This is a genomic window from Enterobacter sp. CCUG 70166 (assembly GCF_020224095.1).
Lineage (GTDB): Bacteria > Pseudomonadota > Gammaproteobacteria > Enterobacterales > Enterobacteriaceae > Enterobacter > Enterobacter intestinihominis.
The window spans coordinates 1-16,169 of sequence record NZ_NRIQ01000001.1; the positions used below are offsets into that span (position 1 = coordinate 1).

Sequence of the window (16,169 nt, forward strand, 5' to 3'; positions counted from 1 at the left end):
AGTTTTTGTTGACCACTTCAGTCACCTTTATCAGGCCAGGCAATAAGTTCCTTTTGCAGATCCTTTAATTCATCATCCGTAGCAATGCTTTTAATCTGTCGGGTAAAGAGTGATGTTTCGATAAACTCTATCGCATGACTCATCCATAGTTCCTTCCCTAAACGCAGCAAAAGCCCGAATGCTTCAGCATCAGGCTCTTGCTGCATGGTTACTCTTCCTTGAGTAATGCTGCGCCAAATAACTGTATTTATATACAGTCTGAAGGTATTTTAAGAATCCGTTTAGACATCCGGGAACATCACGCTATTCCCCGGCGCTTCCCTGTGGAGATGGATAAAGTTCAGGTGCCGTTCATACTGGTCCAGAATATCCGTAATTACCTGCTCCTTGCTGTAATCCATCAAATCATTCCCTTGGCTCCCTTCCAGCAGGAAGGTCTCCAGCCGGTAGTAGGTCGATTTCCCGCTGCGCGCCCGGTAGGTAAAGCCGGGAACCGAATACTGCTGCGGCCAGATCTGATAAACAAAGTTCTGCTCGTCGCCCATGTGCACCAGCAGATCCAGGTGCCCCAGGGTTTCGCCCTCTTCCGGCGGCAGGTTTTTCAGTTCCACGTAGGCGCCACGCAGCTTCAGCTCCTGCGCCACCTCTTCCATCGCCGGGAAGCAGACCGTCTCCATCATCTGGCTGGTGTAGCGCGTGCCCGGGTAGTTCATCAGGCGCGACAGGCGTTTCTTCCAGCTCAACCTGTCCTGCGCGCCCATCGGCCGCGGCGCGGTGTCGCGGCTGGCGCTGACGCGGCGGTAGTCTTCCACCTTAAGCGATTTATACAGCCCGGCCATCACGAAGAAGATCACGAAGCTGAACGGCAGGCCCATGATCACCGTGGTGTTCTGCAACGCCGAAATGCCGTTGGTCATCAGCATGCCGAGCGTCAGCAGGCCGATGGCGACGGACCAGAAGATGCGCAGCCAGTTCGGCGCATCGCTGTTGATGTCTTTGAGCTTCGAAGTGAAGTTGCCCAGCACCAGCGCGCCGGAGTCCGCCGAGGTGACGTAGAACAGCAGGCCGGTAATGGTTGCTACGGACGCGCTAAAGGTAAACGCCGGATACTGCGCCAGCAGGCTGTAGAAGCCGCGCTCCGGGTGCACCATCGCTTCCTGCGCGAAGGTCGCATTGCCGTGGATAATTTCGTGCAGCGCGCTGTTGCCGAAAATCGACAGCCACAGCAGGGTGAAGGTGAACGGGATGATCAGCGTGCCCATCACGAACTGACGGATGGTGCGGCCACGCGAAATGCGCGCCAGGAACAGGCCGACAAACGGCGACCAGGCCACCCACCACGCCCAGAAGAAGAGCGTCCAGTTGTTCATCCACTCCACCGGGCGGTCAAAGGCGAAGCTGTTCAGCGTCATGCCCATAAAGCGGTTCACGTAATCACCTACGTTGAGCACTAAGGCGTTGAGCAGGAATGAGGTGTCGCCCATAAACAGCACGAACAGGATCAGCCCCAGCGCCAGCGCGACGTTCAGCTCGGAGAGCACGCGAATACCTTTATCCACGCCGGAGGTCACCGAGATGGTAGCGATGATCACCGACAGCGCAATTAGCGCCGCCTTCGCCGCCATCGAATCCGGGATGTCAAACAGCACGCTCAGCCCGTAGTTAAGCTGCACTACGCCAATCCCGAGCGTGGTGGCGATGCCGAAGATGGTGCCGATCACCGCCGCGATATCGACGCTGTGGCCAATCGGGCCGTTGATCTTTTTCCCGAAAATCGGGTACAGCGCGGAGCGGATGGTAAGGGGCAAATTATAACGATAGCTAAAGTATCCGAGCGCCATGCCCATCAGGGCATACATTGACCAGCCCGTCAGGCCGTAGTGGAACAGCGTCCAGACCATCGCCTGACGCGCGGCCTCCATCGTCTGCCCTGCCCCTTCCGGCGGCTGCATATATTGCGTGACCGGTTCCGCCACGGAGAAGAACATCAGGTCGATGCCAATGCCCGCGGCAAACAGCATCGCGGCCCAACTCAGCAGGCTGAACTCGGGCTTGGACTGCTCCGGCCCAAGCTTCACCGAACCGAAGCGCGAGCAGGCAATGCAGACGACGAAGACGATATAGAGCGTCGCCGCCAGAAGGTAGTACCAGCCGAAGGTCTTCGACACCCAGTTCAGGGTGCGCCCAATCCACTCGGCAGAAAAATCACGAAAGAAGATGGTCGTCAGGGAAAACAACAAAATCAGCCCGGCGGACGTAAAAAAAACGACCGGGTTGATTTTGTCTTTTTCTCTGTCTTGTGAAAGGTCTGTCATCCAGTATCCCCACTGTTTTTGTAACTATTAAAATCCAAAATCGCAACAATTAAGACACATTTTATATTGAACGTCCAATCAAAAACCGCTTTAATAGATTACCAACGCTGATGAATGGAGTGGCAAAAATGCCCAAAGTGGGGATGCAGCCGATCCGGCGCAGGCAGCTCATCGATGCCACGCTGGAAGCAATTAATGAAGTGGGAATGCATGACGCAACCATCGCGCAAATCGCCCGTCGGGCGGGCGTGTCCACGGGCATCATCAGCCACTATTTCAAAGATAAAAACGGTCTGCTGGAAGCAACCATGCGCGACATCACCGGTCAGTTACGCGATGCGGTATTAAGCCGTTTACGCGCCCTGCCGGACGGCAGTGCAGAGCAGCGTTTGCAGGCGATTGTCGGCGGCAATTTTGATGAAACCCAGGTCAGCGGCGCGGCGATGAAGGCCTGGCTGGCCTTCTGGGCCAGCAGCATGCATCAGCCGATGCTCTATCGTTTGCAGCAGGTCAGCAGCCGCCGGTTGCTCTCAAATCTGGTGTACGAATTCCGCCGCGAACTGCCGCGTGAACAGGCTGAAGAGGCGGGCTACGGGCTCGCCGCACTGATTGACGGGCTGTGGCTGCGCGCCGCGCTCAGCGGCAAACCGCTGGATAAAACCCTGGCCCAGTCGCTTACCAGCCACTTTATCAGCCAGCATTTACCGACCGAATAACCGAGGAGGAAGCATGTCCCGAATGGCAGAACAGCAGCTTTATATCAATGGTGGTTATACATCCGCCACCAGCGGTCGCACCTTCGAGACCATCAACCCGGCCAACGGTGAAGTTCTGGCGAGCGTGCAGGCCGCCGGGCGTGAAGACGTGGACCGCGCCGTGGAAAGCGCACAGCGCGGGCAAAAAATCTGGGCGGCGATGACCGCCATGGAGCGCTCGCGCATCCTGCGTCGCGCCGTCGATATCCTGCGCGAGCGCAACGACGAGCTGGCAAAGCTGGAAACCCTCGACACCGGCAAAGCGTTTTCTGAAACCTCGACCGTCGACATCGTCACCGGCGCGGACGTGCTGGAGTACTACGCGGGGCTGATCCCGGCACTGGAAGGCAGCCAGATCCCGCTGCGCGAGACCTCCTTCGTCTACACCCGCCGCGAGCCGCTGGGCGTGGTGGCGGGCATCGGCGCGTGGAACTATCCGATCCAGATCGCCCTGTGGAAATCCGCCCCGGCGCTGGCGGCGGGCAACGCGATGATCTTCAAGCCGAGCGAAGTAACGCCGCTTACCGCCCTGAAACTGGCGGAAATCTACACCGAAGCGGGCGTGCCGGACGGCGTGTTTAACGTTCTGCCGGGGGTGGGCGCGGAAACCGGCCAGTACCTGACCGAGCATCCGGGCATCGCCAAAGTCTCCTTTACCGGCGGCGTCGCCAGCGGCAAAAAGGTGATGGCGAACTCGGCGGCCTCGTCCCTGAAAGAGGTGACGATGGAGCTGGGCGGTAAATCCCCGCTGATAGTGTTTGACGATGCGGATCTGGATCTCGCGGCAGATATCGCCATGATGGCCAACTTCTTCAGCTCCGGTCAGGTGTGCACCAACGGCACCCGCGTGTTCGTGCCCGCGAAGTTCAAAGCCGCGTTTGAGCAAAAAATCGTTGAGCGCGTGGGCCGCATCCGCGCGGGCGACCTGTTCGATGAAAACACTAACTTCGGCCCGATGGTCAGCTTCCCGCACCGCGACAGCGTGATGCGCTACATCGCCAAAGGCAAAGAGGAAGGTGCGCGCGTGCTGTGCGGCGGTGACGTGCTGAAGGGTGACGGCTTTGATAACGGCGCGTGGGTTGCCCCGACCGTGTTCACCGACTGCACCGACGAAATGACCATCGTGCGCGAAGAGATCTTCGGCCCGGTGATGTCCATTCTTTCCTATGACACTGACGAAGAGGCCATTCGTCGCGCCAATGACACCGACTACGGTCTGGCGGCGGGCATTGTCACCGCCGATCTGAACCGCGCCCACGGCGCTATTCATCAGCTCGAAGCGGGCATCTGCTGGATCAACACCTGGGGCGAATCCGCCGCAGAGATGCCGGTGGGCGGCTACAAACACTCCGGCATTGGCCGCGAGAACGGCGTCATGACGCTTCAGAGTTACACCCAGGTGAAGTCCATCCAGGTTGAGATGGGTAAATTCCAGTCCATATTTTAACCGGGAGGTTTATTTGCAATTTGACTACATCATTATCGGGGCCGGCTCTGCCGGCAACGTTCTGGCAACACGACTGACTGAAGATCCGAACACCACCGTCCTGCTGCTTGAGGCGGGCGGGCCGGACTACCGCTTTGACTTCCGCACCCAGATGCCTGCCGCGCTGGCCTTCCCGTTGCAGGGCAAGCGCTACAACTGGGCGTATGAAACCGAGCCAGAGCCTTTCATGAACAACCGCCGCATGGAGTGCGGACGCGGAAAAGGGCTGGGCGGCTCGTCGCTGATCAACGGCATGTGCTACGTGCGCGGCAACGCAATGGATCTGGACAACTGGGCGAAAGAACCGGGTCTGGAGCACTGGAGCTATCTCAACTGTCTGCCCTACTACCGCAAGGCAGAGACCCGCGACGTGGGGCCGAACGACTACCACGGCGGCGACGGTCCGGTGAGCGTCACCACCTCTAAGCCGGGCGTGAACCCGCTGTTTGAAGCGATGGTGGAGGCAGGCGTGCAGGCGGGCTACCCGCGCACCGACGATCTCAACGGCTATCAGCAGGAAGGCTTTGGCCCGATGGATCGCACGGTCACGCCGCAGGGCCGACGCGCCAGCACCGCGCGCGGCTATCTGGATCAGGCCAAACCGCGCCCGAATCTGACCATCCGCACCCACGCCATGACCGATCACATTATCTTTGACGGCAAGCGCGCGGTGGGCGTCGAGTGGCTGGAAGGCGAAAGCACCATTCCGTCAAAAGCGACAGCGAAGAAAGAGGTACTGCTGTGCGCGGGCGCTATTGCGTCTCCGCAGATCCTCCAGCGCTCCGGCGTGGGCAACGCTGAACTGCTGAAGCAGTTTGATATCCCGCTGGTACATGATTTACCCGGCGTGGGGGAAAACTTGCAGGATCACCTGGAGATGTACCTTCAGTATGAATGCAAAGAGCCCGTTTCCCTCTACCCTGCCCTGCAGTGGTGGAACCAGCCGAAGATTGGCGCGGAGTGGCTGTTTGGCGGCACAGGCGTGGGCGCGAGCAACCACTTCGAAGCGGGCGGGTTTATCCGCAGCCGCGAGGAGTTCGAGTGGCCGAATATTCAGTATCACTTCCTGCCGGTAGCGATTAACTACAACGGCTCGAACGCGGTGAAAGAACACGGTTTCCAGTGCCACGTCGGCTCCATGCGCTCGCCGAGCCGCGGGCACGTACGGATTAAGTCCCGCGACCCGCATCAGCATCCGGCGATCCTGTTCAACTATATGTCCCACGAGCAGGACTGGCAGGAGTTCCGCGACGCGATCCGCATCACCCGCGAGATCATGCACCAGCCCGCGCTGGACAAGTATCGCGGTCGCGAAATCAGCCCGGGCGTCGAATGCCAGACCGACGAACAGCTGGACGAGTTCGTGCGTAACCACGCCGAAACCGCCTTCCATCCGTGCGGCACCTGCAAGATGGGCTACGACGAAATGGCGGTGGTCGATGGCGAAGGCCGCGTTCACGGGCTGGAAGGGTTACGCGTGGTAGATGCGTCGATTATGCCGCAAATTATCACTGGCAACCTGAACGCCACCACCATCATGATTGGTGAGAAGATTGCCGACGGCATTCGCGGGCGCGAGCCGCTGGCGAAGAGCACGGCGGCGTATTATGTGGCGGATGGGGCGCCGGTTCGCCGCTGAGTGCGAACTTCTCCTCTCACCCCGGCCCTCTCCCAAAGGGCTGAGGGTTCCCCACAAATTAATGCGAGCACTGAGCAATCCCCTCGCCCCTCCGGGGAGAGGGTTAGGGTGAGGGAAAATTATTTTCGAAATTCCTCTAACCGCCTGACCTGCCGCCCTTCCGCGTCAAAATTCTCCGCCGCCAGCCAGGCGCGCAGCTCCGCGTCCCTTTGCGGCCACTCGCCGTCAATAATAGAGAGCATATCGCTGTCGCGGTTGCGTCCTTTGCGCACCAGCTTCTGGCGCAGACGTCCCTCCCAGACGAACCCCAGCCGCTCCGCCGCGTTGCGTGAGGCGGTGTTCATCGAATCGCATTTCCACTCCAGCCGACGATATTTATGCTCAAAGGCATTTTTCAGCAGTAGCCACACCGCTTCGGTGCCAATGCGGGTGCCTTTCATCTTGCGCGACCAGGTGACGTGGCCAATTTCCACCGATCCCAGAAAGCGTTCAATCGCCATATAGCTCACCAGCCCTACCGCCTTTTCGGTGCGCAGATCGATAACGGCAAAGGGCACCAGGTCGTCATCCAGCACCTTTCCAAGCACCCAGTGCGCAGTAGCCTCAACACTCACAGGCTGGGTGCTGGCAAGCCACGTCCAGTCGCTGTCATCGCCCAGTGTGTAAGCTTCAAACAGATCCGCCGCGTGGCGTTCTGCGTCCAACGGTTCCAGACGACAATACTGGCCGGTTAGCGGCGTGCGAGTTAGCGCTCGGGCACATTTCCAGTCGGGGACGATATCGTTAACGGTTTGACCATGTTGATTGATTTCGGGCACGGCGGTGACTCCCTGCAAGGTAAGGAGTTTGTTATAGCAGGTTAAAAAGCGGGCGAAAAGGAAGACCGTGCAGGCCGGGTAACGCGTAGCCGCCACCCGGCATAAAATTACTTCAGCAGCTTAACCGTCGCGTCGATGTCGATTTCATCTTCGGTGAAGATCATCGTCGTGTTCTGGAAGGTGGTGATCGCCAGCTTCTTCACCGTGCGCATCTCGCCCGGTTTTTTCTCACTTTTCGGCTTGATGCTGTTCATCAGTAGCCCCACCGACAGCACCGCGTTCTCTTTGTCGATTTTGGTCTCAACGGGCTCTTCTTCGCTGAACACCACGAAGGATTTGATCGAGGTGAGCTTCACGCGCTCGCCCGCGATATAAAGATGCTTGCTCTCCGGGATCACCTTCACCGCATACGCGGAAAGGCCTTTGGTGTTTGTGGTGGGTTCGAAGGTCACCGCCGCATCTTTCTTAATCAGATCAGGGTTGGCGACCTTAATCACGTGAAAATAGCGGTTGTCGCCGTTTTCATCTTTGATAAATCCGAAGCCTTTATCTTTAAACCACGTTGTGATTGTACCGTTCATCGCTGTTACCGCCTGTCAGATCTTAAGACTAAAGTTTTGCAGCGCGCAGTGTAATGCACAATGGCTGAGGAGACAAAAAAAAGCCCCTGCACGGGAGCAGGGGAAAGTTCATGTCAGAGCTTATTAGAATTTAGTTGAACACCATCCCACCATCAATCAGCAGCGACTGACCGGTCATGTAGTCGGAGTCTGGTCCGGCGAGGTAAGAGACGCAGGCGGCCACATCTTCCGGTTCGGACAAACGGCCAAGCGTGATGCGTTTGGCAAAGGTTTCCGTTCCGTAGCCGAGCGGTTTACCCGCCGCCTCGGAGACCTGACGGTCGATCTCCGCCCACATCGGCGTTTTGACGATGCCCGGGCAATAGGCGTTAACGGTGATCCCCAGCGGCGCGAGATCCCGCGCGGCGGTCTGGGTTAAACCGCGCACCGCGAACTTGCTGGAGCTGTACACCGCCAGTTCCGGGTTGCCGGTATGGCCCGCCTGGGAGCAGGCGTTGATGATTTTACCGCCGTGCCCCTCTTTGCGGAACGCGTCAATCGCGGCCTGAATGCCCCAGATCACCCCTTTCACGTTGATGTTGTAGACCTTGTCGACAATTTCCGGCGTGATGGATTCGATAGGGGTAGACGGCGCCACCCCGGCGTTATTGACGATGACGTTGAAGCCGCCCAGCGCGGTGCGGGCTTTTTCCACCGCCGCAAACACCTGGTCGCGGTCAGAGACGTCCACCTTCACGGCGACGGCTTTCCCGCCGTTGCGGGTGATCTCATCCGCAACCGCTTTCGCCGTCTCTTCGTTGTAATCCGCAATAGCGACGGCAAAGCCGTCCTTCACCAGGCGAAGCGCGATCGCTTTGCCAATCCCCTGGCCGGAGCCGGTTACGAGAGCCACTTTTTGCATTTCTCTGTCCTTATATTGATTCACAAAATCTGGCTGAGATGGAGCTGGCCCATCAGCAGCGGGTTATCGCTGTAGTCGACGGGAATGGCCACCACGGCCGGGCCATCGACATCCATTGCGGCACGCAGCGTCGGTTCGAGCGCGTCGGCGCTCTCGACGGCAAAGCCTTTCGCACCGAAGGCGTCGGCATAGGCTTTGAAATCGACCGGGCCAAACTCCACGCCGGAAAGACGCTGGTATTTTTTCTCTTCCTGGATCGCCACCATGTTGTAGGCGTTATCCACCCAGATGATGTGCAGCACGTTGGCATTGAGGCGCACGGCGGTTTCCAGCTCCATGCTCGACTGCAAAAATCCGCCGTCCCCGGAGACCGACACCACCTTGCGCCCCGGGTTGACCAGCCACGCGCCAATCGCCCACGGCAGCGCCACGCCCATGGTCTGCTGTCCGTTGGAGATCATCACCTGACGCGCGCGGAAGCTGTAGAGGTAGCGGGCGATCCAGATGTGGAAGCTGCCCATATCGACGGTGAGCGTTACGTCGTTATTCACGATGTCCTGCATGGCGCGCACGATGCGCAGCGGATGCAGGGCAAACTGGTTTAGCGATGCGCCGCGACGGTCGAGGAGGTCACGCTGATGCTGGCGATCGACAAGAATTTCCGAGGCGCGCTGGCTGAGTTCAAGTTTGTGCTCGATTCGGCTAGCAAGCAGATTCAGCGTGGCGGCAATATCCCCGACCAGTTCCAGATCGGGAACATACTTGCGCTCCTCATAGGCGGGCAGCACGTCAATGTGCACCAGCGTCGCGTCGCCGCTGTTCCACATGGACGGCTCGTATTCCACCGGGCTGTAGCCGATGCAGATAATCAGATCCGCCAGATGCAGCAACCGATCTCCGGCCTGGTTGTTGAACAGGCCGACGCGCCCGGCGAAGCGGGTGAAGTGTTCCTGATTCACCGCCCCGGCGGCCTGATAAGTGCTGGTGACCGGAATGCGGCTTTTCTCCAGCAGCGTGCGCAGCGCGGCGCTGTTCGCGGGCTGGCTGGCCATCAGGCCGAGTAAAATGACCGGGTTTTTGGCGTTCTCGATAAGCTTCGCCACGTCGTTAATGGCGGACTCCGGTGCCGGGCCCATCAGCGCCGGGCCGCTGGCGGGTAAAATCGCCCCCGTGGTGGGCTGGTCGACAATATCCTGCGGCAGGCTGACAAACGCCCCGCCCGGCCTGCCCTGCTCGGCAGCGCGAAACGCGTTCGACACCACCTCGGCAATCGCGTCCGGGGAGTTCACTTCTACGGCGTATTTGGTCACCGGGCTGAACATGGCGACAGTGTCCATGCTCTGGTGCACCAGCTTGGCTTTATCCGCCCGCTTCACCGCCCCGCCCAGCGCGACGACCGGGTCGCCTTCGCTGTTGGCGGTGGCGATGCCGGTGATCAGATTGGAGCAGCCCGGCCCGGAGGTGACCAGCGCGACTCCGGCCTTGCCGGTTAACCGCCCTACCGCTGCCGCCATAAACGCCGCGTTCGCCTCGTGACGCACCGGGATAATCTCGATGGAGGAGTCCAGCAGGGAGTCAAAGACCTTGTCGATTTTTGCGCCCGGGATCCCGAACACCTGCTTCACACCCTGCGCTTCCAGCTGGCCGACAACCATATCGGCGCCGTGCGCCCACTGACGTGACTGTTTCTCACTGTTCACGGTAGTTCTCCTGTTAGTTTTCGACGGAACGGATCGCCGCATCAAGGTTGCTGGGGTGCAGGTTGGCCTGTAAAAACGCGCTGTCGGCGGGCAGGTCAATCATCAGCTTGTGGATTTCGCCGAAGGTGAGCACGCCGCTCTCCAGCTGATAGTCGAGCAGATGTCCCCCGCCCTGACGGTCGTCGGTGATAAAGTGCTCGTGATAGCCCGCCACGTTGATGCCCTGCATATGCTGCGGGGTGCGGAACCCGACCAGCACGCCCTCGCGCTGGTTAAAGCGGAACACCGGCTGGTCGTCCAGCACGTCGGTCATTGCCCGGTACGGCGGCGTCTGGCGCGGAACGGTGCGGGTATGCGCATGGCGGAAGTTGCCATCGATGCGCAGCGCGCAGAACAGGTTATCGGAGGGGATCTGCTGGTCGATCACGTCGTGGATCTGCTGACGGCTGACCGGACCGTTAAAGGTTTTGCGGTACTGCGGCTGGAACCAGGTCATCACCGCGAACGGCGTTTTTTGCTCCGGCTTCGCGGCGCGGGCGCTGCCGTCGGCGCGCAGCTGGTACACCTGGCTGCTGAAGGCAATCATTTCACCGTCCAGCTCGTTAAAGGTGCCGAGACCAAAATCACCGTGTGCCAGCAGGTCGGCGATCGTCGTCTCCCCTTCGTAGACGCCGCTTAGCAGGGCGCTCATTAGCGATGTCTGATAGATCACGCTGTCAGGATGCTGGGCCGAGAACCCACGCAGGGTCTCGCATAAACTCGCCTCACAGTCGCATGCAGATGAATGCATCATCATGCCCGTCCTCTTCAACTTTATTTATAAAGGTTAAATAAATGTTGACCCGATTCAGCAGAGAGTTCCAATATAGAATCCATGCTGGTTTGAGACGTTTTTGATATGGAACTTCGTTATCTGCGCTATTTTGTCGCGGTTGCACGCGAGCGACACTTCACCAGGGCGGCCAAAGCGCTGGGTATTTCACAGCCTCCACTGAGCCAGCAGATTAAACGGCTTGAGGAGGAAGTGGGCACACCGCTGTTCAGGCGCCTGACGCGGGGCGTGGAGCTGACCGAGGCGGGAGAAGCCTTCTATGAGGACGCCTGTAAGATCCTGGCGCTGAGCGACGCCGCGCTGGAGAAAGCCCGGGGCATCGCGCGCGGCCTGAACGGCAGCCTGTCGATTGGCATCACCAGCTCCGACGCCTTTCATCCCAAAATTTTCGCGCTGATTCGTCAGTTTCAGGTGCAGAACATGGCGGTGCAGGTTCACCAGGTGGAAGCCAATATGTCTTCGCTGACGACAATGCTGGCGGAGGGTGAACTGGATATCGCCTTTGTGCGCCTGCCGTGCGAAAGCAGCAAGGTGTTCGAGTTGAAAATCCTCGACCGGGAGCCGATGGTGGTGGCGCTGCATCGCGATCATCCTCTGGCTGCGTGCGATTCGCTGGCGTTAGAGCAGCTTCGGGATACACCGGTGGTGCTGTTTCCCCAGGAGGTCGCGCCGGGGCTGTATGACCGCGTTTACGGCAGCTGCGAGCGGGCCGGGATCGATATGCAACACACGCTGCAATCTTCACAACTTTCCTCTTCCCTGAGCATGGTCTCCGCGGGCGGCGGGTTCGCGCTGGTGCCGAAATCCATGGCCGCTATTTCTCCGCCGAATGTCACCTACCATGCGCTGCGCTCACCAGAGCTTTATACCGATATCGCACTCTGCTGGCGGCGATTTGAGCGTTCGCGGACGGTGAAACGGTTTCTGGCGATGATGAGCGAGGGGGAACGGGAGCAGGGATGAACCTTTTCAGAAACTGCGGACTGTATTGATGCTCAATTTATTGCGAAGCAGTTTTTGAGGCTGAATTTGAAGGGAGTATGGGCAGGCTGCCATATAAAACTCAGTACCATTACCCTTTAAAAATAAAAAAACCCGCACAGGTGCGGGTTAATTTTTATCAGTACAGCTTAACTGCTCGGACTATTGTCTTCATCGCTATCGTACGCCGCACTGATATTTAGCGCGGGTTACAGTGGAGAAACGTTTCCAGCTGCTGGACCTTTTGCGCCATTCTCAATGGTAAAGGAAACTTTCTGACCTTCATCAAGCGTTTTGAAGTTGTCGCTCTGAATTGCAGAGAAATGTACGAATACATCTTTGCTGCCGTCGTCAGGGGTGATAAAGCCAAAACCTTTATCTGCGTTGAACCATTTTACTAAACCAGTCATTTTATTAGACATAGATAAATCCTTAATTTATGAGCCACTTAAGCGCGGCGATGATGGCCTGTATTTCGAGAGTTACTTATTTGGCACTTAGGAGGAGGCTCACGAAGAAGGAGTATCTACTGATAACACCTGAACTGAGGACTGCTTTACTAAAACTGCTTTCATAAGGTCTGTATTCCAAACCGATGACGCTATTAAGACACAGCGAAATTTATTGCGCAATGATTATTATTATTTATTTTAACCATTTAAACGCCCGGATGGCTGGTCGCGGTGCCAGACATCGTTCTGGCTTGAGGTCTACCATGTACTACAAAATGTCTACGCTTTCACTGTGCCGGGAGTTTGGGGTGTTTTGTTCACAGGCGGGAAAATCCTCCCGCGCGACGCAGACATCATTAGAAGGGATGCTCAAAATGAAAAGGTCTGCGTAAGACGTAACCGCAGTGCAAACTGTGCCCGGGGGCGCTGCGCTTGCGCGGGCCTACGGGTCGTATCGCGGTGGTTTTGGAGGCCGGGTCGGGCGTAGCCGCCACGCGGCAATCCCCTTCTGGAAGCCGCCTCGCAAACCTGCAAGCAACCTTATGTAATTCAGGGTTATCCCTTTTCATCCCTTCTTCACGGTCGTAAAGTGCCTGCGTTGCGGCACATCCGTAACCGGGCGTAGGAACCCGTTAGCATAACATGACACTTTTCTGCACGACGAGGATGCTAAATGGCTACTACACCTAACTTTTCTTATGCGCTCTCTGAAGAAAGCGCTGTTCATCAGCTCATCAACGCTTCAATTTCCGATTTTGCGAATCTTTTCGAGCTGGCTGATACCTGCGCCGCGTATGTCAGCGTGCTGGTGGAAACTGACGACACAGTGACGTTTACCACGCTCTGCAAGCGATTGCTGGCCGCGCTGAAGCGGCTGCGTGAGTGCTGTGACTCAGAGCTTCCGTCGTATCTGGTTGAGCAATTGATTGCAGGTGAAAAGATTACTTCCTGCGTGCCGGACTGCTGGCAGGAAACGGTGTTGCAGGTGGATTATGCCGTGGCATTAACGCTGGCGGTGATGGGCGGGACACTGCCTGCGAGCGTGGCGAAAGAACTCACCGGGCTACTGCATGATATGGTCTGGTTGCTGGCAGAGTTTGTGAAGGAGCCGTATATAACGACGCACTGAGGCGGGTGATGGGAGGCCGGAGTTCTGCTGGGTAAGAAGCGGATCCCCGGCCATACGCAAAATTTAATGTTGTTTTTGAATGTCTGGTAAGAGCGAAGAGCGGACAAAGTAGCAGAGGGAAAGCATCAATGTTAATGTCCGGAAAGTTCATGTTAAAACTCTGTATGACATTTTTCATCGACGATTAAAAAGGGCTCTTAATGGCTACTGTTGAGGTATTAAAAGTAAAGTATCCAGGCGCAGATGCCTGGCAAATGGGAGACAGCCCGGAACTGGCCAGCGAGCTTGCGGACCTGATTAAAAAAGGGATTAAAACGGCCTCCTGCGGATCCTTTGCCTCTTACCAGCAAGAAAAGTCTGCCCCGAGGATTGGAAGCTATAACATTATCCTTGATGGCCTGAATGCCCCGGTCTGCGTGACCCGGCTGGTTTCAATGCGACTGGTGCGTTTTTGTGATGTGACTGAGGAGTTTGCCCGCAAAGAAGGTGAAGGCGATTTAAGCCTTCAATACTGGCGAAATGAGCATCAGCGATTTTTTACCCGCGAAGGTCATTTTTCTAAAGATATGGAGTTGATCGCAGAAGAATTTGAAGTGGTTGAAGTGCTGTAAGACGAGAGAGTCCGGCTGGCGTCTGCTGCTATTAATAACAATGTCCGCTCCTGGCACAAAGTGGACATTTCTTTCACAGTCACCTCTTACAGTGTTCACACTCATTAAATGATCGCCTTTATCACGAGCAAATGAAAACTGCAATCCATGACAATTCCCACATTCTCAACCCGCCGACCACCACCTTAAATGTTTCCAATCTGGAAACAAGGGGCAAAAATGCCCGCAGTCTCAAGAGCGCTTTCGACGCGGCCACCAGACATTTTCCTATTCAAGAACTCGCTCTGGAAGATCTTTACTGGGTACTAAAAGGAGACCACTACCCATCACCAGACGACATGCGAAAGCGCTTCCCCAGCCGGGAGAGGATGAAATACCGGGAAAAATGGTGGGTCATTGACGTAGGTGGCGGGTATTTAAGAGTAATGTTATTTACTGATTTTGAGCGCGGAAAGCTCTTCATCAAACACACCAGCACTCACGCAGAGTATGACAAGCTCACGTACCTCTACCGGAGAACGAAAGAATGAACTTTGCAGCAGCCATCAAAGCGGCGAACAATCTGACAAGCGAGGCATATCCCATTCATTTATTTAAATAAAAAACATGTACCCTAGCCATAAAAATAATCATAGAATGCATTAAAACCTTCATTACCGATAAGAGGCGCAATTCTTTTCCGCAACTCATCAATAAAGTCACCTTTCACTTCGTCATTATCATCTGCTATATCAAAGATACCGTATTGACCATATACCAAATCAATAAGCTCAGCTAATGAAAATATAAATCCAGAGAGACTGCTAGCTATTTTAAATGGTTCAATTACATCATAACTAGCATAGACAGAGGTATTCCCTTCTTCGATAACCGCAATTAAAGGTTTACCTCCACCTAAATCATCACCAATAACATGATAATTATCCGGTAAGTATTCATAACCACTTTGAGCCTTCGAGAGCTCACTGATAGAGTAAATTTTAATTGGCGTGAAGCCTGTTTCAATGTTTAATTTTTCCGGATTGTAATTTTTATATAAGTAATCAACATCTGTGGAACGAGGTAGGTTGGTTGGAAATGCATTGTCCAAGTCATTAACGGTATTGAAATTTCCGGATACCGAGTATTCATTACAAATAGCGGCTAGTTGCTTCAACGCCTCTTTAATCCCTCTCATCAGCCCTCCCTAAAGTATCTATGATTACACTCCGCATAGTGAGTGAAAAATATACTTCCCGCAACATACTTCCGTTCAGAATAATATCAATTAATAAAAAACAGGCGAATTTTTCTTTTCGCCCGCCATATTTCACTTATGTTGTGCACAAAGCAATAACAAGATAGTTGGCTCCTCACCAAATAAAATACTTCTATTATTTACCTCTTGAATTGACAAAAGAAAATCATGCTTCAATCCCTCATTCAAATTGTTGATATTACTTATCTTAAGTAATAAAAACTCGTCTTGCTTTAAGTTTAAAGATGTCATCCCCTCTTCTGGGAATCGCAAACTAGTCAGGCAATCTATGAATGCATGGAAATTATTACCATAGAAATCAGGAAAGCCAAACAAGTGCTTAACCCTATCATGAAATTCTGTAACATCATTTATTTCTTTAAAGTCAATAGATAAAGTAATTACTTTCATTACTTCCATCCTCCCAGACCGATCTCTATGAAAGTGTTGTAATGGTCGTGACTATAAAATGCTTGACCTGTTTTTGTATCCACAACTATACGCCTGGCTCCTCGATTTCCTACACCAGGTGTTTTTACTGTCCATTCTCTATAAGGACCGCTTCCTGTATTAAGGCGCTGACTATCTGGTGAAATTTTGAAATTATTTTCAAAAGGTATTCCATCACGAGGAAAAGCTGGTCTATTCAATTTAATATTATCGATTGTTTTTTGTACTTCCCTCATTTCTGAGGCGGTCATTTTATGCCCCCATTTTTCGTTTACAACAGCA

Annotated in this window: 17 protein-coding genes and 1 pseudogene; 7 read left to right on the forward strand and 11 right to left on the reverse strand. The window is 55.3% G+C overall.

The genetic code is table 11. The features are described from left to right. Positions 1 to 20: 20 nt before the first annotated feature. Both CKK19_RS00005 and betT read right to left on the reverse strand, forming a co-directional pair. A pseudogene (locus tag CKK19_RS00005) lies at positions 21 to 206 on the reverse strand (addiction module toxin RelE); the annotation flags it as partial. A 75-nt stretch (positions 207 to 281) separates the two neighbouring features. Continuing rightward, positions 282 to 2,315: a choline BCCT transporter BetT gene (gene betT, locus CKK19_RS00010; protein ID WP_022647365.1), complete on the reverse strand. Its 2,034-nt coding sequence runs from the start codon at positions 2,313 to 2,315 to the stop codon at positions 282 to 284. Positions 2,316 to 2,443: 128 nt separating this feature from the next. Here betT and betI point away from each other — a divergent pair, with 128 nt between their 5' ends. Genes betI through betA form a run of 3 tightly spaced genes read left to right on the forward strand, consistent with a single transcriptional unit; the run spans position 2,444 to position 6,195 of the window. Continuing rightward, on the forward strand, positions 2,444 to 3,031 hold the full coding sequence (gene betI, locus CKK19_RS00015; protein WP_023299544.1) for a transcriptional regulator BetI: 588 nt from the start codon (positions 2,444 to 2,446) through the stop codon (positions 3,029 to 3,031). Between the two features lie 13 nt (positions 3,032 to 3,044). After that, complete coding sequence (betB, locus tag CKK19_RS00020) at positions 3,045 to 4,517, forward strand: betaine-aldehyde dehydrogenase (protein WP_063853747.1); 1,473 nt, start codon at positions 3,045 to 3,047, stop codon at positions 4,515 to 4,517. Positions 4,518 to 4,530: 13 nt separating this feature from the next. Next, positions 4,531 to 6,195 (forward strand): choline dehydrogenase, encoded by a 1,665-nt coding sequence (gene betA, locus CKK19_RS00025; RefSeq protein ID WP_032676376.1) that lies wholly within the window; start codon positions 4,531 to 4,533, stop codon positions 6,193 to 6,195. Positions 6,196 to 6,314: 119 nt separating this feature from the next. Here betA and CKK19_RS00030 read toward each other — a convergent pair whose 3' ends face one another. The 5 genes from CKK19_RS00030 to budA all read right to left on the reverse strand — a co-directional run bounded on the left by CKK19_RS00030 (position 6,315) and on the right by budA (position 10,988). Beyond that, on the reverse strand, positions 6,315 to 7,013 hold the full coding sequence (locus CKK19_RS00030; protein WP_063853752.1) for a GNAT family N-acetyltransferase: 699 nt from the start codon (positions 7,011 to 7,013) through the stop codon (positions 6,315 to 6,317). Between the two features lie 107 nt (positions 7,014 to 7,120). Then, positions 7,121 to 7,594, reverse strand: a complete 474-nt coding sequence (locus tag CKK19_RS00035) for a cold-shock protein (RefSeq protein ID WP_022647360.1) — start codon at positions 7,592 to 7,594, stop codon at positions 7,121 to 7,123. A 130-nt stretch (positions 7,595 to 7,724) separates the two neighbouring features. Then, positions 7,725 to 8,495 (reverse strand): (S)-acetoin forming diacetyl reductase, encoded by a 771-nt coding sequence (locus tag CKK19_RS00040; RefSeq protein WP_022647359.1) that lies wholly within the window; start codon positions 8,493 to 8,495, stop codon positions 7,725 to 7,727. A gap of 20 nt (positions 8,496 to 8,515) precedes the next feature. After that, positions 8,516 to 10,195, reverse strand: a complete 1,680-nt coding sequence (gene alsS / locus CKK19_RS00045; protein WP_022647358.1) for an acetolactate synthase AlsS — start codon at positions 10,193 to 10,195, stop codon at positions 8,516 to 8,518. A gap of 13 nt (positions 10,196 to 10,208) precedes the next feature. Continuing rightward, the gene (gene budA, locus CKK19_RS00050; RefSeq protein WP_139153954.1) at positions 10,209 to 10,988 is read right to left on the reverse strand and encodes an acetolactate decarboxylase; all 780 of its coding nucleotides are present in this window, start codon (positions 10,986 to 10,988) and stop codon (positions 10,209 to 10,211) included. Between the two features lie 105 nt (positions 10,989 to 11,093). Between budA and CKK19_RS00055 the strand changes: the two genes are divergently transcribed. Further along, positions 11,094 to 11,990 carry a LysR family transcriptional regulator gene (locus tag CKK19_RS00055; RefSeq protein WP_063853746.1) on the forward strand — a complete coding sequence of 299 codons (897 nt, stop codon included), beginning with the start codon at positions 11,094 to 11,096 and terminating at the stop codon, positions 11,988 to 11,990. Between the two features lie 227 nt (positions 11,991 to 12,217). Here the strand turns inward: CKK19_RS00055 and cspA are convergent, their stop codons facing one another. Then, positions 12,218 to 12,430: an RNA chaperone/antiterminator CspA gene (gene cspA, locus CKK19_RS00060; RefSeq protein ID WP_022647355.1), complete on the reverse strand. Its 213-nt coding sequence runs from the start codon at positions 12,428 to 12,430 to the stop codon at positions 12,218 to 12,220. A 703-nt stretch (positions 12,431 to 13,133) separates the two neighbouring features. Between cspA and CKK19_RS00065 the strand changes: the two genes are divergently transcribed. The 3 genes from CKK19_RS00065 (at position 13,134) to CKK19_RS00075 (ending at position 14,730) form a co-directional block, all read left to right on the forward strand. Continuing rightward, positions 13,134 to 13,589: a hypothetical protein gene (locus tag CKK19_RS00065; RefSeq protein ID WP_023305643.1), complete on the forward strand. Its 456-nt coding sequence runs from the start codon at positions 13,134 to 13,136 to the stop codon at positions 13,587 to 13,589. A gap of 200 nt (positions 13,590 to 13,789) precedes the next feature. Further along, positions 13,790 to 14,200 (forward strand): ASCH domain-containing protein, encoded by a 411-nt coding sequence (locus tag CKK19_RS00070; RefSeq protein WP_023299534.1) that lies wholly within the window; start codon positions 13,790 to 13,792, stop codon positions 14,198 to 14,200. A gap of 200 nt (positions 14,201 to 14,400) precedes the next feature. Beyond that, positions 14,401 to 14,730: a type II toxin-antitoxin system HigB family toxin gene (locus CKK19_RS00075; protein ID WP_032671566.1), complete on the forward strand. Its 330-nt coding sequence runs from the start codon at positions 14,401 to 14,403 to the stop codon at positions 14,728 to 14,730. An 83-nt stretch (positions 14,731 to 14,813) separates the two neighbouring features. Here the strand turns inward: CKK19_RS00075 and CKK19_RS00080 are convergent, their stop codons facing one another. The 3 genes from CKK19_RS00080 to CKK19_RS00090 form a co-directional block, all read right to left on the reverse strand. Further along, the gene (locus CKK19_RS00080) at positions 14,814 to 15,377 is read right to left on the reverse strand and encodes a hypothetical protein (protein WP_063853745.1); all 564 of its coding nucleotides are present in this window, start codon (positions 15,375 to 15,377) and stop codon (positions 14,814 to 14,816) included. A gap of 132 nt (positions 15,378 to 15,509) precedes the next feature. Continuing rightward, complete coding sequence (locus CKK19_RS00085; protein ID WP_023299531.1) at positions 15,510 to 15,848, reverse strand: barstar family protein; 339 nt, start codon at positions 15,846 to 15,848, stop codon at positions 15,510 to 15,512. After that, a complete protein-coding gene (locus tag CKK19_RS00090) occupies positions 15,848 to 16,138 on the reverse strand; it encodes a ribonuclease domain-containing protein (RefSeq protein ID WP_096217047.1) in 291 nt (96 codons plus the stop codon). The genes CKK19_RS00085 and CKK19_RS00090 overlap by 1 nt, the downstream gene beginning before the upstream one ends. Positions 16,139 to 16,169 lie beyond the last annotated feature (31 nt).